General features: G+C 43.9%; 18 protein-coding genes, 2 tRNA genes and 1 rRNA gene. 12 read left to right on the forward strand and 9 right to left on the reverse strand.

What is annotated here, in order from left to right:
• Positions 1 to 117: 117 nt before the first annotated feature.
• On the reverse strand, positions 118 to 384 hold the full coding sequence (locus tag PGW99_RS11580; protein ID WP_273777868.1) for a metal/formaldehyde-sensitive transcriptional repressor: 267 nt from the start codon (positions 382 to 384) through the stop codon (positions 118 to 120).
• Between the two features lie 55 nt (positions 385 to 439).
• Between PGW99_RS11580 and dmeF the strand changes: the two genes are divergently transcribed.
• Both dmeF and PGW99_RS11590 read left to right on the forward strand, forming a co-directional pair.
• Positions 440 to 1,381 (forward strand): CDF family Co(II)/Ni(II) efflux transporter DmeF, encoded by a 942-nt coding sequence (gene dmeF, locus PGW99_RS11585; protein ID WP_273777869.1) that lies wholly within the window; start codon positions 440 to 442, stop codon positions 1,379 to 1,381.
• A 125-nt stretch (positions 1,382 to 1,506) separates the two neighbouring features.
• The gene (locus PGW99_RS11590; protein ID WP_273777870.1) at positions 1,507 to 2,211 is read left to right on the forward strand and encodes a DsbC family protein; all 705 of its coding nucleotides are present in this window, start codon (positions 1,507 to 1,509) and stop codon (positions 2,209 to 2,211) included.
• Positions 2,212 to 2,258: 47 nt separating this feature from the next.
• Here the strand turns inward: PGW99_RS11590 and PGW99_RS11595 are convergent, their stop codons facing one another.
• The 3 genes from PGW99_RS11595 to PGW99_RS11605 all read right to left on the reverse strand — a co-directional run bounded on the left by PGW99_RS11595 (position 2,259) and on the right by PGW99_RS11605 (position 4,724).
• Entirely contained in the window at positions 2,259 to 2,516 is a 258-nt protein-coding gene (locus PGW99_RS11595; protein WP_273777871.1) for a GlsB/YeaQ/YmgE family stress response membrane protein, read from the reverse strand.
• Positions 2,517 to 2,692: 176 nt separating this feature from the next.
• Complete coding sequence (gene hpt / locus PGW99_RS11600; RefSeq protein ID WP_273777872.1) at positions 2,693 to 3,220, reverse strand: hypoxanthine phosphoribosyltransferase; 528 nt, start codon at positions 3,218 to 3,220, stop codon at positions 2,693 to 2,695.
• Positions 3,221 to 3,764: 544 nt separating this feature from the next.
• A complete protein-coding gene (locus tag PGW99_RS11605; RefSeq protein WP_273777873.1) occupies positions 3,765 to 4,724 on the reverse strand; it encodes a TerC family protein in 960 nt (319 codons plus the stop codon).
• 389 nt (positions 4,725 to 5,113) lie between these two features.
• Here PGW99_RS11605 and PGW99_RS11610 point away from each other — a divergent pair, with 389 nt between their 5' ends.
• Positions 5,114 to 5,398: a GNAT family N-acetyltransferase gene (locus PGW99_RS11610; RefSeq protein ID WP_273777874.1), complete on the forward strand. Its 285-nt coding sequence runs from the start codon at positions 5,114 to 5,116 to the stop codon at positions 5,396 to 5,398.
• A gap of 61 nt (positions 5,399 to 5,459) precedes the next feature.
• Here the strand turns inward: PGW99_RS11610 and PGW99_RS11615 are convergent, their stop codons facing one another.
• Together PGW99_RS11615 and mpl are read right to left on the reverse strand one after the other, a co-directional pair.
• Positions 5,460 to 6,041, reverse strand: coding sequence for a hypothetical protein (locus PGW99_RS11615; protein WP_273777875.1), 582 nt, complete (start codon positions 6,039 to 6,041; stop codon positions 5,460 to 5,462).
• A 211-nt stretch (positions 6,042 to 6,252) separates the two neighbouring features.
• Positions 6,253 to 7,614, reverse strand: a complete 1,362-nt coding sequence (mpl, locus tag PGW99_RS11620; RefSeq protein WP_273777876.1) for a UDP-N-acetylmuramate:L-alanyl-gamma-D-glutamyl-meso-diaminopimelate ligase — start codon at positions 7,612 to 7,614, stop codon at positions 6,253 to 6,255.
• Positions 7,615 to 7,865: 251 nt separating this feature from the next.
• Here mpl and PGW99_RS11625 point away from each other — a divergent pair, with 251 nt between their 5' ends.
• The 4 genes from PGW99_RS11625 (at position 7,866) to PGW99_RS11640 (ending at position 11,965) form a co-directional block, all read left to right on the forward strand.
• Positions 7,866 to 8,234 (forward strand): DMT family protein, encoded by a 369-nt coding sequence (locus PGW99_RS11625; protein ID WP_273779502.1) that lies wholly within the window; start codon positions 7,866 to 7,868, stop codon positions 8,232 to 8,234.
• Positions 8,235 to 8,425: 191 nt separating this feature from the next.
• Positions 8,426 to 8,935, forward strand: a complete 510-nt coding sequence (gene purE / locus PGW99_RS11630; RefSeq protein ID WP_273777877.1) for a 5-(carboxyamino)imidazole ribonucleotide mutase — start codon at positions 8,426 to 8,428, stop codon at positions 8,933 to 8,935.
• 17 nt (positions 8,936 to 8,952) lie between these two features.
• The gene (locus PGW99_RS11635; RefSeq protein ID WP_273777878.1) at positions 8,953 to 10,074 is read left to right on the forward strand and encodes a 5-(carboxyamino)imidazole ribonucleotide synthase; all 1,122 of its coding nucleotides are present in this window, start codon (positions 8,953 to 8,955) and stop codon (positions 10,072 to 10,074) included.
• A gap of 601 nt (positions 10,075 to 10,675) precedes the next feature.
• Positions 10,676 to 11,965, forward strand: a complete 1,290-nt coding sequence (locus PGW99_RS11640) for a lytic murein transglycosylase (RefSeq protein WP_273777880.1) — start codon at positions 10,676 to 10,678, stop codon at positions 11,963 to 11,965.
• A gap of 49 nt (positions 11,966 to 12,014) precedes the next feature.
• Here PGW99_RS11640 and PGW99_RS11645 read toward each other — a convergent pair whose 3' ends face one another.
• From PGW99_RS11645 to grpE, 3 genes are all read right to left on the reverse strand, one after another.
• Entirely contained in the window at positions 12,015 to 12,398 is a 384-nt protein-coding gene (locus PGW99_RS11645; RefSeq protein WP_273779503.1) for a hypothetical protein, read from the reverse strand.
• Between the two features lie 267 nt (positions 12,399 to 12,665).
• Positions 12,666 to 14,606 carry a molecular chaperone DnaK gene (dnaK, locus tag PGW99_RS11650; protein WP_273777881.1) on the reverse strand — a complete coding sequence of 647 codons (1,941 nt, stop codon included), beginning with the start codon at positions 14,604 to 14,606 and terminating at the stop codon, positions 12,666 to 12,668.
• A gap of 118 nt (positions 14,607 to 14,724) precedes the next feature.
• Entirely contained in the window at positions 14,725 to 15,264 is a 540-nt protein-coding gene (gene grpE, locus PGW99_RS11655) for a nucleotide exchange factor GrpE (RefSeq protein WP_273777882.1), read from the reverse strand.
• A 649-nt stretch (positions 15,265 to 15,913) separates the two neighbouring features.
• Between grpE and PGW99_RS11660 the strand changes: the two genes are divergently transcribed.
• From PGW99_RS11660 to PGW99_RS11680, 5 genes are all read left to right on the forward strand, one after another.
• Complete coding sequence (locus PGW99_RS11660; RefSeq protein ID WP_273777883.1) at positions 15,914 to 16,984, forward strand: alpha/beta hydrolase; 1,071 nt, start codon at positions 15,914 to 15,916, stop codon at positions 16,982 to 16,984.
• A gap of 128 nt (positions 16,985 to 17,112) precedes the next feature.
• The gene (locus PGW99_RS11665; RefSeq protein ID WP_273777884.1) at positions 17,113 to 17,679 is read left to right on the forward strand and encodes a peptidylprolyl isomerase; all 567 of its coding nucleotides are present in this window, start codon (positions 17,113 to 17,115) and stop codon (positions 17,677 to 17,679) included.
• 427 nt (positions 17,680 to 18,106) lie between these two features.
• Positions 18,107 to 19,640 (forward strand): 16S ribosomal RNA (locus PGW99_RS11670).
• A gap of 61 nt (positions 19,641 to 19,701) precedes the next feature.
• A tRNA-Ile gene (locus PGW99_RS11675) sits at positions 19,702 to 19,778 on the forward strand.
• Between the two features lie 38 nt (positions 19,779 to 19,816).
• Positions 19,817 to 19,892 (forward strand) — tRNA-Ala (locus PGW99_RS11680).
• Positions 19,893 to 20,138: the final 246 nt, after the last annotated feature.

Raw genomic sequence — 20,138 nt, forward strand, 5'->3', positions numbered from 1 at the left:
CAACATTCAACCCGCCACCATAAAGCAGGCGAGTGTTGGCTAGGAAAGAAGAGCGATAAGACTAGCCTATGCCGATGCAATAGATACGTCAATTCCATTCATGAGAACAGATCAAGTTTAGTTATAACGCTTCAGAATGGCCAAAAATCTCACCAATTCCTCTTCGTTGATCGCTGTTTCATCGGTAATCACGTGCTGGCGCAGATGGGATTCGATCAGTTCATTCATTAAACCACCCATCGCTCCCTTGGCTGCGGCGACTTGCTGTAATACTTCAATACAGCTGGTTTCCGGCTGTTGTACAGCTTGTTCCAGCGCTTTGAGCTGACCTTGCAGACGCTTGATACGGTTTAAAATTTTCTTGTCCTGATAAATGTGGCTCAACTTTTTACTCCAAAAACAAATATACTAGAGGGGAGTATTTTAACATGACCTGTTTATGCAACATTCCAGTTTATCCCGCCGTCACCATCACCGTTTTGATGAAGGTAACCCCCTTGCACAGAAACGTATTCTCATCGCCACTATTCTAACCGCCACGATGATGGTGGTAGAAGTCTTAGGGGGATGGATCTTTAACTCAATGGCACTTTTGGCGGATGGCTGGCATATGAGTTCGCATATGCTGGCATTGGGCCTGGCTTATTTTGCCTATCGTGCTGCACGTCATTATGCCAATGATGCACGTTTTAGTTTCGGTACATGGAAAATCGAGATTCTTGCCGGGTATAGCAGTGCAATCTTGCTGCTGGTGGTGGCCTTTTTTATGGCTTTTCAGTCCATTGACCGTTTATTGCATCCTGTGAGTATTCAATACAATGAAGCCATTTCCATTGCAATCATTGGTCTGCTGATTAACTTGATTTGTGCCTGGTTGTTGCATGATGATGGCCACCATCACCATCACCATCACCATCACCATCACCATCATCATCATGAGCACGGTGAACATGATCTCAACCAGAAAGCTGCTTTCCTGCACGTGGTGGCTGATGCGGTGACTTCAATTTTCGCGATTATTGCCCTGTTTGCCGGGAAATACTTTGGTTGGGACTTTTTAGATGCCTTGCTCGGGATTGTTGGATCCTTGCTGGTGGGTAAATGGGCCATCGGTTTAATGCAAGAAACCGGCAAGACCTTGCTGGATGCTGAAATGGATCATCCGGTGATTGCTGAAATCCGTGAAGTCATTGATCAGCTACCCTGCACTGTTGAGATCACCGATCTGCATGTCTGGAAAGTTGGTAAGGGCAAATTTTCCTGTATTTTGGCCTTAGATACGCAGGCAGCTTTAGATGCCGATCAGGTCCGTCAAGTACTCTCCATTCATGAAGAACTGGTGCATATTTCGGTCGAAATCAATCGCCCAGCGCTTGTTTGATGTTCCACGTGAAACCGATGAGCTGAGTTACGGAAAATTTTGGTTGTAAATTGGCAAATTTCACTGACTCAGCTGTGGGTTTCTGCGTAGAATCGAGCGTTAGGATTGACCAGACTTGAACTGAAATGATGAAAAAACTCGGCCTGCTTGCAGTGACATTGATGCTCACGACTCACAGTACTTTTGCGGATGTCACCAGCTTAAAAGTCAAATTGCAGCAGCAATATCCCGCTTTAAAAATTGAAAACCTACAAAAAACCGAGATGCCTGGATTGTATAGCGCCACGTTTGAAGATCAGGTGGTGTATCTCGATGAATCGGGGCAATATCTGCTAGCCGGATCCATGATTCGTTTGAAAGATCAAAAGAACCTGACCCGTGATTTGATCTTGCAACAAAACCAGGTGGACTGGAAAAGCTTACCGCTGAAAAATGCCATCAAAACCGTACGAGGCACTGGGAAACGCCAGTTAGCAGTCTTTTCTGACCCAAATTGCCCATATTGTAAACGTCTTGAGGCGGAGCTGGCCAAACTGACGGACGTTACGATTTATACTTTTATTTACCCATTAAAACCACAGTCCATGACGGTGTCTAAACAGGTGTGGTGTGATAAAAATCCAAGCCAGGCCTGGAGCAACTTGCTACAAAAAAATATCACACCGAGTACCACAGCCAGTTGTAGCACACCTTTAGAGCAGAACCTCAAGCTGGGTGAACGTTTAGGGGTAGAAGGTACGCCAACCCTGATCCTGTCTAATGGTTTTAAACTGACGGGTGCCTACCCTGCTGAACAGATTGAACAGATATGGAAAGAATTTAATCTGTGATTCATCGCGTAAAAAAAGCACCTGCGGGTGCTTTTTTTATAGGAGTTTTAAACCCGGCGACGATTGCTGATCAAATTATAAATCAGCAGGATAATCACAGCACCGATCACGGACGCAATAAAGCCTGCGGCAGAATTGGCATCATACCAACCGAGTGCACGTCCAGTATAAGTTGCTAGCAGTGAACCGCCAATCCCGAGCAGGGTCGTCATTAAAAATCCGGCTTTATCATCTCCAGGGTGCAAGGCACGCGCCACTAAACCGGCAACAAAACCCACCACAATCGCAACAATCAATGACCACATTAGAAATCTCCTTCTTGTTCTCTTCTTATTGGGGGTGTGCTTTTATCATGCGGTAGGCCAGCTCAATAGCCAAGTGAGCATCAGGGCGAAGCTGTTGGGTTTTTGTGGCAATCTCGCTCAGCTGTGCGAGATCTGTATAAAAAAAGTGGCCATTTGGCCACTTCTTCTGAAATATTTTACAAACCAATTTCACCGATAAAAGGTAAATGACGATATTTTTGGTCGTAATCCAGGCCATAACCCACGATAAACTTGTCTTCTACTTCAAAGCCGAGAAAGCGTACCGGTAAATGGATTTCACGGCGTGACGGTTTACTGATTAGGGTACACAGTTCAATCGAGTTGGGTTGGCGTGTCTGCAAAATTTCCAATACTTTGCTTAAGGTATTACCAGAGTCGATAATATCTTCTACGACCAAAACATCTTTACCGCGAATTTCCCCATCAAGATCTTTCAGGATTTTTACATCACGGCTAGAAACGGTACCGCTGCCATAGCTTGAAACCGTCATAAAGTCGAGTTCATGCGGTTTTTGGATGCTACGGCACAAGTCCGCCATAAAAATGACAGAGCCACGTAACAGTCCGATCAGCACCAAATCTTTATCACTATGCGCATAGTGAGCATCAATTTGCTGACCGAGTTCTTGGACTTTCGCTTGAATCTGCTCAGCAGAAATCATCACATGCATAGGAACGGTCATGGAGAAATACCTAAAAAAGCAAAATAAAAAAGGTGTTGACCAGCAACACCTCAGAATTTGAGTGAATGGTCAAATTTTAATGTAAAAAAGTCCATATTGCATCCCCTGCCCTAGTAAAAATAGAGCACTGAAATTTTACATGGATAGGTTGGTCTACTGATGATAATCGAGTAAAGCAGTTTGCTCTGAGTCTTACCTGTGTCCGGCATTCAACTGTTTTTTTAGCTTGCAAAGCGTTTATTTAGAGAGTGCATACCTTCAATGCCAAACCGCAGCAATAAATTCAGGTGAACCCTTTTGGGATTCACCTGAATTTAAGGTTTTTTTCTTTACTGTTGCAAAAAATTTGCCAGATCTGCTGTTGCAGGATGGTGTAAAGAAAAAAAGTTGAAAAACTGTGATGCAGTTTTAGTTTTTGTGTATAGGGAACAAGGTTACTTTCGTTGCGATTGTCGAGATTGGTGCAACCGAGGCAGAAAAAATCACAGTTGCACCATGTTTGAAATACCTCATAACCGCCAGTGCAATAAGGTATGAATAGAGTTTACTGCACGGGTGTATTACGTTGGTGATGGCGCAGTGACAGATATGCGGTAATGCTCAGTACAATCGCGATAAAGCTGAGTGATAGCCAGATTGGTACATGGAACAAATCCAGCATCAGCATCTTAAACCCGATGAACAACAAGATAATTCCGAGTCCATAAGGTAAATAATGCATTTTTACCGCTGCACCTGCCAACAGGAAGAACATGGCACGCAGACCCAGAATTGCCATCAGGTTTGCGCTCAGGACGATAAACGGATCGCTGGTGACGGCAAAAATTGCGGGAATCGAATCGACCGCGAAAATCACATCAGAGAATTCCACCAGGATCAGCACGATAAACAAAGGGGTTACCCAAAGTTTGCCCTGCTCGCGAATAAAAAAGCGGTTGCCGTGCAGTTTCTGCGTAATCGGTAAATGCTTACGTAGCCACTTTAACAGCTTCATATCTTCAATATTGCTGTCTTCCTCCTGCCCTTTCAGGAACTTAAACCCGGTATAGACCAGGAAAGCTCCGAAGATATACAGAATCCAGGAAAATTCTTGCACCATCCAGGCGCCGATAAAAATGAAGATGGTTCGCAGCACGATTGCGCCCAAGACGCCGTAAAGCAGTACCTGTCGTTGTAAGGCAGGTGGAATGGCAAAGGCGGAGAAAATCATCAACCAGACAAAAACGTTATCGATCGCCAGCGATTTTTCTAGCAAATAACCGGTCATAAATTCCAGCGTTTTTTGATTGGCGATGTGAAGGCCTGCGCTCTGTTGTAGATAAAACCACAACCCACCTGCAAACAACAAGGAAACACTGACCCAGGCAGCACTCCACCAGGCTGCTTTTTTAATGGAAACAGGCTGATCCTTCTGCTGTTTAAAGCCCATAAAATCAATAACGAGCATGACAGCCACGATCGAGAAAAAAATCACATACAGCCAAATATTGCCTATGGATTCCATAATCAACTCTCCTGTTCTGGCAAACAGGTACAAAAAAACCTTGACCTGTTGCCAGATGAATTAAACATCTGTATCAACATGATCAAGGTCTTGCCTACATCCTGAATATTGCGGATGCCCAGATTCCGACTTTTTGCAAAGTGTATTGACGAAATCTGGCACATTACAGCGTTGCAGTAATGTTTGGAGGAGGCTACTCCCCTTGTTCAACTTTAATTGGGTGGGAAATTGTCTAGATTCCCGACTATTTGAATAGGATTACACAGTTTACTTAAGGATGCAATTTTTCGTTTTTATTCACGACGAAAAAATCATGAAAATCCACATTATTCTTTTGCAAAATGTGGCATGTTTAAGGAAGGCTTTAATGAAAAAAACAGGTGAATCACATGGATATTCAGCACAGTGAAAATCAGCAGCAAGGTGAGTTTTTTATGGAGCGTGATGGGCGCCGTGTAGGCGAACTCACCTATGCGTGGCGCAGTCCGGATCAGTTTGTGATTGATCACACCTGGGTATGCCCTTCCATGCGCGGTCATGGCGTTGCCCGGCAGTTATTGGATGCTGCTGTTGCATTTGCCCGTGACAAGCAAGTCAAGATTATTCCGGTTTGTTCTTATGTGGTGGTGATGTTTCAGCGCGAGGCCAGTTTTGCGGATGTCTGGGCGAAATGAGCAGATCGAGGACAGGATTATCAACGTCTGCTCAGCCTAATGGCTGAGCAGCAAGTCTGTTTTAATTTATGATTTTGGCTTGTTGCAGGCGTAAATTGACTTCATTGACGATTTGATCCAGTCCGGTGTCAAAGCTTTCTTCATGTACCAAGGACACCATGTTCTGGGTGACTTGGGGCAGATTGTATTCCGCATACCAAGATAGCGAATTAACCTCGATTTCACGTTCTCCCTGCTGAATAACAAAGCGTTTTTGCATCCAAGCCTGCAGGTTTTCACCGGTATAGGCATCATAGAAAATGATATCGGTCAGATAAAAATCCTTCATCATATAAGAATAGGAAACCTGGTTCTGCTCGGGATCATAGGTGAAAAAAGGTGTGGTGGTCATATGCAACTCTACCAGAAATTCCCGTTTTAAGCGGTGGTTCGGATATTGGGCACGTACCTTGATCGGACAAGCGACCTGGGCAAAATCAATCTCGCGCTCACAATCCTGCTGGAAATATTGCGCCAGTGAAAATACCTGATGTTTCACGAAATCCTGCATTAAAAATTCAGGTTCGAGCTGGGCATTGATCAATCCCAACAGCAAAGATTCGACTTCTTCTTTGGATAAATAGATATCTTCGACTATATGCATGGCAATCCCTGAATCTTGTTGTTACTTATAAAAAAAGCCTAACGTAAAGTGTTCATGTTGTCTATGAAACCTGCTACAGGATGTTCTATCGATTCTCTTCCCACTCAAAAATTAAGCGGATTGAGTGATGGATTGAGAGGTGAAACTTTTAACGATAGGTATCGAGACATAAAAAAGCCCAACAGCAGTTGGGCTTAATGCTCAGCTGATTTTAGCCTTTTAAAGCCGTGATCAGTTTCTGATGGAGTCCACCAAAACCACCATTCGACATAATCACTATGGCGTCCCCTTCTTGTGCTTCATTGACGATACGCTGAATAATCTCGTCCAAAGAACGGCTGACCTGTGCAGAATTCGGAGCTGAGTCAATAACGGGCTGTAAATCCCAGTCCAGTCCTTCTGGCTGATACCAGATCACTTCATCGGCTAGACGTGCCGAATGTGCCAGACCGTCCTTATGGCTGCCCATACGCATGGTATTTGAACGTGGTTCAATAATCGCCCATAGACGGCGTTCACCAAGGCGTTTACGTGCACCATCCAGTGTGGTTTCAATCGCGGTTGGATGATGGGCAAAGTCATCATATACCTCGACACCCCGAATCGTACCTAACAGCTCCATACGACGCTTGACGCCTGCGAAATTCGACAGCGCTTCGCATGCCTGTGCAATCGAAACACCAACGTGCTGTGCAGCTGCAATCGTGGCAAGTGCATTGGCAACGCTATGCTGACCCGTCATGCTCCAGCAGACTTCACCTTGTACATTGCCCTGCTCCAACACTTTGAAATGGCTGCCATCCAGCGCAATCAATTCAGCAGAAAGCGCGGCTTGCGGATGAGGCTGTAAACTGGTGCGGACGACCGGAGTCCAGCAACCCATTGCCAACACTTCATCGATATTCGTTTCAGTAATAGGCGCAATAATACGGCCTTGGCTTGGAATGGTACGTACCAAGTGATGGAATTGTTTCTGAATGGCTGCCAGATCATCAAAAATGTCGGCGTGGTCAAATTCCAGGTTGTTGAGAATTGCGGTACGGGGATGGTAATGCACAAATTTGGAACGTTTATCAAAGAATGCCGAATCGTATTCATCGGCTTCGACCACAAAGTATTTTCCGCCCAAACGTGCACTCTGGCTAAAACATAGTGGTACGCCGCCAATCAGAAAGCCCGGGTTGAGACCGGCCTGATCGAGTACCCAGGCCAGCATGGTCGTCGTGGTGGTTTTACCATGTGTACCCGCGACGCCTAGGACGTGTTTGCCTTGCAACACGTGATCAGCCAGGAATTGAGGGCCGGACACATAAGGTAAGCCGGCATCCAGCATATATTCCACAGCATCAATACCGCGTTTCATGGCATTACCAACGATCACCAGATCCGGATGAGGTTGCAAATGGCTGCGGTCATAACCTTGCATTAAGGCAATCCCTGCATTTTCCAGCTGAGTCGACATTGGAGGGTAAACATTTTGGTCCGAGCCGGTCACGGTGTGGCCCAGTTCACGTGCAAGCAAGGCCAAAGAGCCCATAAAAGTGCCACAAATTCCCAAAATATGCAGATGCATTATTTACCTACTCCACTACTCATTTTGTTGCGTCCCTTTGATCAGTAGACGCACGCTATTTATAAAAAATTGTGGCAGAAACGATAGCAAGGCTATGGCTGAAAAGATAGAGTGAGTTGTGTCGCAGCGAACGAAATTTACAGAAAATCCCCTGCCCGTTTGCACTGCTCTTTTTTAAGTGCGTACTGATAGCAAATGGGAAGAGTCTCCGGCCTCGGTCTATAATCATCGGCTTGCTGCATTTAACCCGTATGATCCAGGAAGCTGTTGCTGTGAACCAGACCCTCATTGCCTTGAGTTTTTTAATTCTATCCAACTGTTTTATGACTCTGGCCTGGTATGGACACCTTAAATTTTTACATCAGGCTCCCTTATGGCAAGCCATCCTGATGGGTTGGGGTATCGCGTTTTTTGAGTATTGTTTTATGATTCCAGCCACGCGTTTGCTGGCGCAACAAGGCTGGATGACCGGTGAAATGAAAATCACCCAGGAAGTGGTCACCTTACTGGTATTTGTGCCATTTATGCTGTTTCTGTTTAAACAACCGTTTAAGCTGGATTATCTCTGGGCGGCTTTATGTTTATGTGGTTGTGTGTATTTTATTTTCCGTAATGCCTAAACATCAGGTTTGGGCTGTGTTAGCCGGATGATCCGATTTTATCGGATTTTCTCGTATTTATCTCTGCCCTTAAGCCCCTTAGTCTTGGGACGTGGCTTAAAAACACGCTATAATAGTCGACTTTCTCCAATTTAAGCTTGGCTTTAGTCGAGATTTTTCTTCCATTTACCTAATAGCCTTTGGAATTGCCAATGAATGCGGTCAGCGACGCTCAACCTCTAGTCGGAATTATTATGGGTTCTCAATCAGATTGGGCAACTCTTGAACATACTGCCAATATGCTCAAACAGTTGGGTGTCCCGTTTGAAGCCGAAGTGGTTTCAGCACACCGTACACCGGATCGTCTGTTTGAATATGCTGAAACAGCCCGTGAGCGTGGCATTCAGGTCATTATTGCTGGTGCAGGTGGTGCTGCGCACTTACCTGGCATGTGTGCGGCTAAAACGGATTTGCCTGTACTAGGCGTACCGGTGAAATCTTCGATTTTAAATGGTGTAGATTCTCTGCTTTCAATTGTACAAATGCCTGCTGGTATTGCAGTAGGAACCTTGGCGATTGGTCCAGCAGGTGCGAGCAATGCGGCCATTATGGCAGCGCAGATTTTGGGTTTAACACGTCCTGAAATTGCAAAAAATGTGGCCGATTTCCGCGCAGCACAAACCGCGAAAGTGGCCAACAACAATATTCCGGGTCAAATGTAAGTAAGGGTTTTGGCATCATGAATAAAACCATCGGTATTTTTGGTGGCGGCCAGTTGGGTCGTATGATGGCGCAAGCTGCATTACCACTGAATATTCAATGTACCTTCTATGAAGCGAGTAATGACTGCCCTTCTGCAGCTTTAGGTCCAGTTTTCTCCAGTCAGACAGAAAATGGTTTGGCGGAATTTATGGCCAGTGCGGATGTCTTCAGTCTGGAATTTGAAAATACGCCGTTAGCTGATGTGGATGTTTTGACACAAAGCAAAACGTTGCATCCACCGCGTCAGGCATTGGCAACTGCTCAAAACCGACTGCTGGAAAAAAGCCTGTTTGATCAGCTCGGAATTCCGGTTGCACCGTATCGTGCTGTAAATTCACTGGAAACTTTGCATGCCGCCGTGACTGAACTGGGTTTACCTTTAGTGCTAAAAACTGCGACAGGCGGTTATGATGGCAAAGGCCAGTTCGTATTGCGCACTCAGGATCAGATTGAGCAGGCTTGGGCAGAGCTTGGTCCTGCCGGTAGTCTGATTGCTGAAAGTTTTGTGAACTTTTCCCGTGAAGTTTCTATTATTGCGGTACGTGGACAAAATGGTGAAGTAAAAACCTGGCCATTGGCAGAAAACCATCACCATAATGGCATTCTGTCGCATTCGATTGTACCGGCACCAAATAGTGCGGATTTACAACCGTTTGCTCAAGAGTACATCACTCGCCTGCTCAATCACTTGAATTATGTGGGTGTATTGACTTTAGAGCTGTTTGTGACTGAAAAAGGCTTATATGCCAATGAAATGGCGCCACGTGTGCATAATTCCGGTCACTGGTCGATTGAAGGTGCTGTTTGTTCGCAGTTTGAAAACCACATTCGTGCCGTTGCTGGCCTGCCACTTGGCTCAACAGATGTGGTTCGTCCAACCGTGATGGTGAATATCATTGGTCAGCATCCGAAGTCTGAAGATGTATTGGCTTTAAATGGTGCCCATTTGCACTTGTATAACAAAACTGAACGTCAAGGCCGTAAACTAGGTCATATTACTTTGATGCCTGTGGATAGCTCGGAATTAACCACTTTATGCCGTGCACTGGCGAAGATCCTGCCAGAACCATTGGCTTTGACTCAAGATATGAGCATCTAAACTCCCAACTGTTGTTTAAAAAAGCGTTCTCTAGCGGGAGCGCTTTTTTATTGTCTGCAGATTCGGCATGATTGCCGCCTCTTATGTTTTCAGCCATCTGTCGGCTGATCTTTCAGCTTTATTGTTTATAAAATAAACATTTGTTATAACAAGTGAACCTTGGTATTTGGATGATTGATGTGCCGAGGAAGAGTTTTTTTGAATTCAAAAAATATGTGGCTCGTTTGAATTTAAAATTCTCTTTTAAATTTAAAAGTCAGATTTGAATTTAAATGGTTCAATTTTTAAATTTAAACCTGAAATATGAATTTAAATAGCAGGATTTAAATTCATCTTTTTCTTGTTGGGTTGAGTTATCCACATTTGGCAGGTGCTTTTCTGCCTAATTTGAATTTATAAACCTTAATTTGAATTCAAAATACATCCTTAATTGGGTTTTGAATTTAAAAACGTGGTTGTGGATATCTTTATTTGAATTTAAAAACGGAAAATGAATTTAAATTGACGCAAAATAAATTCAAATTTACCAATTCATCTCTGAACTCTCGTTAAATCCTGTTATGGTAAAGGTAAATTTGAATTTAAAGATGTAGTGAAATCGATGAGACGTTTTATAGTCTTGTGTGCTTCAGGATTATTGTGTTGGACACACGCTCAGGCCGAATTAATCCTGAATGGCAAAACACTCAGCCAAAGTGATCTATTAGAAAATCCACGCACGACATCCGTGACAAATAATAATTTTCAGGCATGTTTGGCAGGGTTGAGTGATCAGGCAGTGGCCTCAGGGGTCGTGCCAAGCCGTTATGCCCAATACACACGTGATCTGACACCCGATTATTCAGTCATTGAAAAACTCAACTATCAACCGGAGTTTTCTACACCAATTTGGGATTACCTGTCCGGTCTGGTGGATGACGAACGGGTAGCTTTAGGGCAGCAAAAACTGGCACAGCACCGTGCGGTACTGAACCAGGTGGCACAGGTTTATGGTGTAGCGCCTGAAACGGTAGTCGCTGTTTGGGGTGTAGAAAGTAATTTTGGTGATATTGCTGGTAAGTATCCATTGTTACAGGCATTAGGCACGTTGAGTTGTGAAGGACGCCGTCAAAGTTATTTTCGTAGCGAGTTTTTTACCGCTATGCGAATTTTACAGCGAGGTGATGTCACGCAAGAGCAGTTACGTGGCTCTTGGGCTGGCGCATTTGGCCATACCCAATTTATGCCTTCGACCTATGAGCGCTTAGCAGTCGATTTTGATGGAGATGGCCGACGCGATCTCGTCTCTAGCACTGCGGACGCTTTGGCCTCAACAGCCCATTTCTTGCAACAGGCAGGTTGGCAAAGCGGTATGCCGTGGGGTTTTGAAGTTAAATTGCCTGCGAATTTGGAGATACAAGGTGAGGGACGCCGTAATAAGAAAGCTTTGCGTTACTGGATAGATCAAGGTGTACTACGCGCCGATGGAAATACCTTATTGCAAGGTAACCTGTCTGAACAGACACCTGCCGGTCTAATGACGCCTGCCGGTACAAATGGACCAGCCTTTTTAGTTTTCAAAAATTTTGATGCCTTGTACAGCTATAATGCTGCTGAAAGTTATGCCTTGGCGATTGCCCATTTATCAGACCGTTTACGAGGACAAAGTGGTTTTGTTACGCCGTGGCCGACAGATGATGCGGGAACTTCACGTGCAGAACGCCGTGAGATACAGCAGTATTTATTAAATAAAGGCTATGACATTGGTGAGGCAGATGGATTGATCGGTGATAAAACCCGTCAAGCCATCCGTCAGGAGCAGTTGCGTTTAGGTTTAAACCCGACTGGACGGGCAGGCCAGCAGATTTTGCGTACTTTCAGAAATGAAAATGCCCAACGTTTGATGCAGTAAATTCCAAAGCATCCCTTTAGAGTCTATATTGCTCTAAAAGGAGATCAAGTTAAGCTTCTGGATCGAGTTTGACTGCGTCTAAGATGTCAAAAATGACTGTGGTGACATCTTGGCTGAGATCACGATTATTAAAGATCTCATACGCCGTAATCGTGACATCGGTGTCACTTGGTAGAAGACGCTGTTCTTCTTCAATCAGCTGCTGAATGGGGAGCAGAGTCTGTTTTACCTCAAGATGTAAAATATCCTTAAATTCGACATTTTCATCTTCGAGTTCAATCAATTGCTCGTTAAAAAAAGGCAAGAGAATGGAGTGGAGATAAGGTTGAATCTCGACAATATCAAAGATTTCGATATCGCGGCTCTGTTCAATTGTGCTGATGTGGTCATTTACTTCTATCAGGATATGGTAGTAACTCACATGGATCTCCACTAATTTCTTGGCGTCTCTTTTCATCTCCACAATAACACGAATTGTATGGAATTGCCTTGTGATCTAAGACATAAGCGAATGAACACGTAAGGATTTTTTACACTGTGAGTTAAATGGATGATGAGTTTTAGCTTTGATCGACCTGAATCGGAATCATGGTTTCTCAAGCCAAATAAAAGAAAAGAATTTATATCTCTTATATGCACGCAGCATACTGCTAAAAATAAAAAACCGCGCATAAGCGCGGTTTTTTATTAAGCTGACAAATTATTTTTTGTCATCTTTTACTTCAGTGAATTCAGCATCTACAACGCCATCATCGGCTTTTTGCTGACCTGCATCACCGCCTTGGAATGCATTCGGATCAAAACCTTGTGCACCACCGGCTTGTTGAGCTTGCTCATAAGCACGTTGGGTAATTGGCATCAAGATGTTTTGTAATGCTTCAGTTTTGGCTTTAATGACTTCTACATCATTTTCTTTGGTTGCTGCTTCAAGTTCAGAAACTGCAGTGTTCACTGCTGTTTTTTCATCTTCAGTCACCTTGTCGCCAAGATCTTTTACCGCTTTTTGTGCACTTGAAGTCAGGGCATCAGCTTCGTTACGTGCTTTTGCCAATTCTTCAAACTTGCGGTCTTCTTCAGCATTCGCTTCAGCATCTTTGATCATCGCTTCAATTTCAGCATCGCTCAAACCAGAGTTTGCTTTAATTTGAATAGATTGTTCTTTACCTGTGCTCTTGTCTTTCGCAGATACTTTCAAGATACCATCCGCATTGATGTCGAATGACACTTCAATTTGCGGTACACCGCGTGGTGCAGGTGGGATGTCGCCCAACTGGAAGTTACCCAACAATTTGTTTTGTTGAGCCATCTTACGTTCACCTTGGTAAACCGAAATATCTACGGCAGGTTGGTTATCTGCTGCAGTTGAGAACACTTGAGATTTCTTCGCAGGAATCGTGGTGTTTTTCTCGATGATTGGTGTTAATACACCGCCCATGGTTTCGATACCCAACGTTAACGGAGTCACGTCAAGAAGCAATACGTCAGTTTTGTCACCAGACAATACTGCACCTTGAATTGCTGCACCAATCGCAACTGCTTCGTCTGGGTTCACGTCTTTACGTGGCTCTTTGCCGAAGAATTCTTGTACTTTTTGTTGTACAAGTGGCATACGAGACTGACCACCCACCAAGATTACGTCTGAAATGTCTGAAGTTGACAGACCAGCGTCTTTCAAGGCAATACGGCAAGGCTCAATTGTACGTTCAACCAGATCAGCAACCAAACCTTCCAATTTTGCACGTGTTACGTTGATCACTAAGTGTTTAGGACCAGTGGCATCAGCGGTGATGTATGGAAGGTTGATTTCAGTTGCATTTGAAGAAGAAAGCTCGATTTTGGCTTTTTCAGCAGCTTCTTTTAAACGTTGTAAGGCAAGTGGATCATTTTTCAGATTCACATTTTGCTCTTTCTTGAACTCTTCTACCAAGAAGTCGATCAATGCTGTATCGAAGTCTTCACCGCCCAGGAAGGTATCACCGTTAGTTGACAATACTTCGATCTGTTGGTCGCCATCTAGGTCTGCAATTTCGATAATTGAAACGTCAAAAGTACCACCGCCCAAGTCATACACTGCGATTTTGCGGTCGCCTTCTTTTTTGTCCATACCGAACGCAAGTGCAGCAGCAGTTGGTTCGTTGATGATACGTTTAACATCTAAACCCGCGATACGGCCAGCATCTTTAGTTGCTTGACGTTGTGCATCGTTAAAGTAAGCCGGTACAGTAACAACGGCTTCAGTCACTGTTTCACCCAAATAGTCTTCTGCAGTTTTTTTCATTTTTTTCAAAACTTCTGCAGAGATTTGTTGTGGTGCAAGTTTCTTGTCGTTTACTTCTACCCAAGCATCACCATTGTCAGCTTTGATGATTTTATAAGGTACAAGGCCGATATCTTTTTGCACCGCTTGGTCTTCATAACGACGACCAATCAAACGTTTGATCGCGAACAATGTATTTTTAGGGTTCGTCACTGCCTGACGTTTAGCAGACTGACCAACCAAGATTTCGCCATCTTTGTACGCAATGATCGATGGTGTGGTGCGCGCACCTTCAGCATTCTCGATCACTTTAACTTTGTCGCCTTCAAGTACAGCAACACATGAGTTTGTAGTACCTAAGTCAATACCAATGATTTTAGCCATTAGATCTGTTCCTCAAAAATTTTTTGCAATTGTTTTCGCTTGTTATCCGATATGAGAGCCATTGAATTTTTTTCAAGTTATGATGTTTAAAAAAACTCTAAAACTCCCGATTTTTTGCTTATTGACCGACCATCACCATGGCTGGACGCAATAAACGGCCTGCAAGGGTGTAACCTTTTTGCAGAACAACACCAATTTCACCGGCTTTTGCATTTGGATCGATGCCAACCGCTTGGTGGACTTCAGCGTTGAAGCCGCTATTGGTATCTACCGCCACTACTTCAAATTTTTCTAGTGTGGTGAGCAAGGCTTTTAGGGTTAGTTCTACACCCTCAGAAAGTGGGGTTTTTTCGTCACCGGCAGCTTGCAATGCGCGTTCTAGGTTGTCTACAGAATCCAACAGGCCTTTGGCAAACTTTTCTAATGCAAATTTTTTCGCATTTTCTGCTTCACGCTCTAAACGCTCTTTAGTTTTTTCAGCTTCATAAATTGCATTTGCAGCACGAGCTTTTTCGAGTTTTAGGCTATCTTCAAGTTGGGCGATTTTTGCGTGTAAATCTTCAATGCTTACTTCAGCTGCTTCTTGTTCAGCCGCTTCCGTCAGGATTTCTTCTTGCTGAACATTCTCTTGAGACTGTTCGTTTTGCTCGTTTGCCATTGATGATCTCCGTTTAAATGGGTTTTTAAACATGTACAGTCCTTGCTGGCTTCAGTCTTCACTGTATTGATTCTGAACTGCCATGCTTTTGCTCTATTTAGTCAATACACATGAGGTATGGGCAATGTTTAGAAATTCAAGTTGCTATGATGAGGAAAATCACTTGATTGTTGTATAAATGGGCATGGTAATCCTTTCATGTTATTGTGATTTTTTTAAAGTAGTTGGATTTACTTTGCAGTTGGAGTAAGCAAAGGTCGAAACTTCTTATCGCAAAAGGCTAATTCATTCTTATAGCGAATTTTGCTTAATATTTATACATAAAAACGATGAGAATCAGCCAAAATAAGTATTTCACAAAATTTCGCCTGGTCCTTAATATCTGCTCCAGATTCTATCGCTGTAGTTTCTCTTGATATTTTTCTTGTGTTTTCAAGCTTATCTGTTGACTCGATAAGCTTTTTTTTTGCTCAAATCTTTCCTCTTCTTTTTTTGAGGTTTTTTCTTCACTTTATAGCCTCGGTTTATTTAAATTTAATGGCAAAGTGACTGAGAGTAACTGCTTTTTTGTGTTTGTAAAAAATAATCACTAAGCTTCGTTGTATTTCGCAGTATGCTTTTTGCAATTTAAAGCTATAGGATTGAAAAGATGGCGGTGTTTGATCTAGATCTGCAACGGCTCCTAGAAAGGAAGCAGGGAAGTGCGCTGCGTCTGTTGGATCAACTGCCCAAAATAGCCCAAACTTCTTTAATTAAAGCACTTGGTTATCCTGATTCTTATCCTAAACTTGACCCATTCACCAAATGCTTGCTGGCCATCAAACACAAACAAGGTTATTCAGGTTTGATTGGTGCAGATATTCAGCGTTCGCGGCAGGAATTTGAAAGTACCATGCAGGCGATTAAATCTGAGGCTACATCTGTGGCCTGGGTAGAAGATTTAAAATTGGATCTACCTAGTGGAACCCTGTTTGCTCGACATTATCATCCTGCACCACGTAAAAAATTACCTTTAATTGTGTTCTATCATGGGGGTGGGTTTGTGATGGGCGGGATTGAAAGCCATGATGAAGTCTGTCGTTTATTAGCAGTGCACGGTAAGGCACAGGTTTTAAGTATTGACTATCCCTTGGCACCTGAGGCCAGCCCTCAGCGAATTGTGCAAAGTTGCCTCGAAGCCTTGATCTGGATTTATCAGCAGCGCGAACATTTTAAAATTTATAAAAATCGTCTTGCCGTGGCAGGGGACAGTGCGGGAGGTAATTTAGCCACTGTGGTGGCACAGCAAAGTATTGCACAGGTTTACGCTCCACAAGCTCAGCTTTTACTCTATCCGACAGTTGATTTTAAGAGTCGTCATCGTTCTTTTTATGCCTATCAGCATGGCCTAATCTTGACTGCAGAGGATGTAGACCAAGTGACTGAATTTTATGTCACGCAGCATCAGCTAAAATTAGATGATCCACTGGTTTCACCGACCTATGGGCAACTCAAGCAAGTTGCTGCTGCGTTTATCGTAACAGCGGGTCATGACCTTTTACGTGATGAAGCGGAAATCTATCTGCATAAGCTACGTCAGCAGAGCGTGAATGTAGCGTATCAACATTATCCTGAGCAGAGCCATGGTTTTGCCAATTTAACGCCGGTTTCCCAACGCGCCAAAAAAGAACTCATTGAGGTTGCAAAAAAATTCCGACGGTTTTGGGATCAACAACATTAATCCAAATTTCTTCAGGCTTACCGGAAAACTGGGCTATTTCTCATTTATTAAGTTAAATGTAGGCAAGTGTTGCCTTGTGATTGATCAGTCATTAATGTGCTGGGTAATTAAAAAAATCGAGATTTAAAATGTTTAAACAGTTTTTGATAGGTAGTGGATTGGCTGTAGCAAGTATGACGAGTTTTGCAAATACCTTGGTTGAAATGAAAACTACGTTGGGAACCATTGAAATAGAATTGTTTGATGAAAAAGCACCGATCTCAAGCCAGAATTTTAAAAACTATATTAAGCGTCAATTTTATAATGGCACCATCTTCCACCGCGTTATTCCGGGCTTTATGATCCAAGGGGGCGGATTTGATACCAAGATGACACAAAAGCAGACACAAGCTCCTATCCGTAATGAGTCAGATAATGGTTTGCTCAACAGCAGAGGAGCTTTAGCAATGGCGCGAACCAATCAACCTGATTCTGCCACCAGCCAGTTTTTTATTAACGTTGCAAATAATGACAGTCTTAACCCTTCATTTATGCAGGCAGGTTATGCCGTATTTGGGAAAGTCACAAAAGGAATGGATGTTGTAGACAAAATTGTGAAAGTTCCTACGCAAAACTATGGCATGCACCAGAATGTACCTCGTCAACCCGTCAAAATTTTAACGATGCGTATTAAAGCTCCAGCTGTCCAAAAATAAACAAGATAAAAGCAGAAATAATTTATTCATATTTCTGCTTTAAAATTAAAAACTTATACCTTGAGTAAATGAAAAATTCACCAAATTGGTGCGCAAAATTAGAACACTCAACAAAACAAGGTGTTAAAAGCACTTGCTTGCCTTTGAAATTGCCCTATAATGAACTCATCCCGACGCGATTGATACGAAGCTTCACCAAGGGTGAGGTTGTTAAGTATCTTTTTCGTTATTTTCTACTGACGAGGTAGGGAAGAGATCATTAAGAGATTATGAAGAACAACTTGTGTGGATTTTTACTGGTTGATTGATCGATATATTATCATTGATTGAATTGGTAGAAATTACTCGAAGTTTATTTGAGCGAATTTTTAGTCAGTAAGATTAATGAGCCAGATTTGGCCACTTCGAAAAAGTGGCAAATGATTTTAAACTGAAGAGTTTGATCATGGCTCAGATTGAACGCTGGCGGCAGGCTTAACACATGCAAGTCGAGCGGAGCGAGGGTGCTTGCACCTTAGCTTAGCGGCGGACGGGTGAGTAATGCTTAGGAATCTGCCTATTAGTGGGGGACAACGTTTCGAAAGGAACGCTAATACCGCATACGTCCTACGGGAGAAAGCAGGATCTTCGGACCTTGCGCTAATAGATGAGCCTAAGTCGGATTAGCTAGTTGGTGGGGTAAAGGCCTACCAAGGCGACGATCTGTAGCGGGTCTGAGAGGATGATCCGCCACACTGGGACTGAGACACGGCCCAGACTCCTACGGGAGGCAGCAGTGGGGAATATTGGACAATGGGGGGAACCCTGATCCAGCCATGCCGCGTGTGTGAAGAAGGCCTTTTGGTTGTAAAGCACTTTAAGCGAGGAGGAGGCTTACCTAGTTAATACCTGGGATAAGTGGACGTTACTCGCAGAATAAGCACCGGCTAACTCTGTGCCAGCAGCCGCGGTAATACAGAGGGTGCGAGCGTTAATCGGATTTACTGGGCGTAAAGCGTGCGTAGGCGGCTTTTTAAGTCGGATGTGAAATCCCCGAGCTTAACTTGGGAATTGCATTCGATACTGGGAAGCTAGAGTATGGGAGAGGATGGTAGAATTCCAGGTGTAGCGGTGAAATGCGTAGAGATCTGGAGGAATACCGATGGCGAAGGCAGCCATCTGGCCTAATACTGACGCTGAGGTACGAAAGCATGGGGAGCAAACAGGATTAGATACCCTGGTAGTCCATGCCGTAAACGATGTCTACTAGCCGTTGGGGCCTTTGAGGCTTTAGTGGCGCAGCTAACGCGATAAGTAGACCGCCTGGGGAGTACGGTCGCAAGACTAAAACTCAAATGAATTGACGGGGCCCGCACAAGCGGTGGAGCATGTGGTTTAATTCGATGCAACGCGAAGAACCTTACCTGGCCTTGACATAGTAAGAACTTTCCAGAGATGGATTGGTGCCTTCGGGAACTTACATACAGGTGCTGCATGGCTGTCGTCAGCTCGTGTCGTGAGATGTTGGGTTAAGTCCCGCAACGAGCGCAACCCTTTTCCTTATTTGCCAGCACTTCGGGTGGGAACTTTAAGGATACTGCCAGTGACAAACTGGAGGAAGGCGGGGACGACGTCAAGTCATCATGGCCCTTACGGCCAGGGCTACACACGTGCTACAATGGTCGGTACAAAGGGTTGCTACACAGCGATGTGATGCTAATCTCAAAAAGCCGATCGTAGTCCGGATTGGAGTCTGCAACTCGACTCCATGAAGTCGGAATCGCTAGTAATCGCGGATCAGAATGCCGCGGTGAATACGTTCCCGGGCCTTGTACACACCGCCCGTCACACCATGGGAGTTTGTTGCACCAGAAGTAGCTAGCCTAACTGCAAAGAGGGCGGTTACCACGGTGTGGCCGATGACTGGGGTGAAGTCGTAACAAGGTAGCCGTAGGGGAACCTGCGGCTGGATCACCTCCTTAACGAAAGATTGACGATTAGTAAGAATCCACAACAAGTTGTTCTTCATGACGATGTATCTGAGGGTCTGTAGCTCAGTTGGTTAGAGCACACGCTTGATAAGCGTGGGGTCACAAGTTCAAGTCTTGTCAGACCCACCATGACATACTCATACGATACATTGACTAATGATATAGCTGGGGACTTAGCTTAGTTGGTAGAGCGCCTGCTTTGCACGCAGGAGGTCAGGAGTTCGACTCTCCTAGTCTCCACCACGTATTTCGGTACGAGGCTAAAGCTAAAGATTGCAGAACTTAATGAATACGATGATGTTTATTAATTTCTGTGATTTAAGTATCACGGTATTAAGCATGACCTGACGAAGGCGTGTTTATTCATTAACAGATTGGCAAAATTGAGTCTAAAATAAATTGTTCACTCAATTCAGAAGACAGTAGCAAGCAATTGTGAATGTTGAATGAAATTGAGAACTAGCAAATTAACTGAATCAAGCGTTTTGG

It is taken from the genome of Acinetobacter sp. GSS19, assembly GCF_028621895.1.
In the GTDB taxonomy this organism is placed as follows: domain Bacteria; phylum Pseudomonadota; class Gammaproteobacteria; order Pseudomonadales; family Moraxellaceae; genus Acinetobacter.

Excerpts from the sequence above, each read along its gene's own strand:
- dmeF (WP_273777869.1), top strand. The coding sequence starts at position 440 with ATGCAACATTCCAGTTTATCCCGCCGTCACCATCACCGTTTTGATGAA.
- PGW99_RS11590 (WP_273777870.1), top strand. The coding sequence starts at position 1,507 with ATGATGAAAAAACTCGGCCTGCTTGCAGTGACATTGATGCTCACGACT.
- PGW99_RS11595 (WP_273777871.1), bottom strand. The coding sequence starts at position 2,516 with ATGTGGTCATTGATTGTTGCGATTGTGGTGGGTTTTGTTGCCGGTTTA.
- hpt (WP_273777872.1), bottom strand. The coding sequence starts at position 3,220 with ATGACCGTTCCTATGCATGTGATGATTTCTGCTGAGCAGATTCAAGCG.
- PGW99_RS11605 (WP_273777873.1), bottom strand. The coding sequence starts at position 4,724 with ATGGAATCCATAGGCAATATTTGGCTGTATGTGATTTTTTTCTCGATC.
- PGW99_RS11610 (WP_273777874.1), top strand. The coding sequence starts at position 5,114 with ATGGATATTCAGCACAGTGAAAATCAGCAGCAAGGTGAGTTTTTTATG.
- PGW99_RS11615 (WP_273777875.1), bottom strand. The coding sequence starts at position 6,041 with ATGCATATAGTCGAAGATATCTATTTATCCAAAGAAGAAGTCGAATCT.
- mpl (WP_273777876.1), bottom strand. The coding sequence starts at position 7,614 with ATGCATCTGCATATTTTGGGAATTTGTGGCACTTTTATGGGCTCTTTG.
- PGW99_RS11625 (WP_273779502.1), top strand. The coding sequence starts at position 7,866 with ATGATCCAGGAAGCTGTTGCTGTGAACCAGACCCTCATTGCCTTGAGT.
- purE (WP_273777877.1), top strand. The coding sequence starts at position 8,426 with ATGAATGCGGTCAGCGACGCTCAACCTCTAGTCGGAATTATTATGGGT.
- PGW99_RS11635 (WP_273777878.1), top strand. The coding sequence starts at position 8,953 with ATGAATAAAACCATCGGTATTTTTGGTGGCGGCCAGTTGGGTCGTATG.
- PGW99_RS11640 (WP_273777880.1), top strand. The coding sequence starts at position 10,676 with ATGAGACGTTTTATAGTCTTGTGTGCTTCAGGATTATTGTGTTGGACA.
- dnaK (WP_273777881.1), bottom strand. The coding sequence starts at position 14,606 with ATGGCTAAAATCATTGGTATTGACTTAGGTACTACAAACTCATGTGTT.
- grpE (WP_273777882.1), bottom strand. The coding sequence starts at position 15,264 with ATGGCAAACGAGCAAAACGAACAGTCTCAAGAGAATGTTCAGCAAGAA.
- PGW99_RS11660 (WP_273777883.1), top strand. The coding sequence starts at position 15,914 with ATGGCGGTGTTTGATCTAGATCTGCAACGGCTCCTAGAAAGGAAGCAG.
- PGW99_RS11665 (WP_273777884.1), top strand. The coding sequence starts at position 17,113 with ATGTTTAAACAGTTTTTGATAGGTAGTGGATTGGCTGTAGCAAGTATG.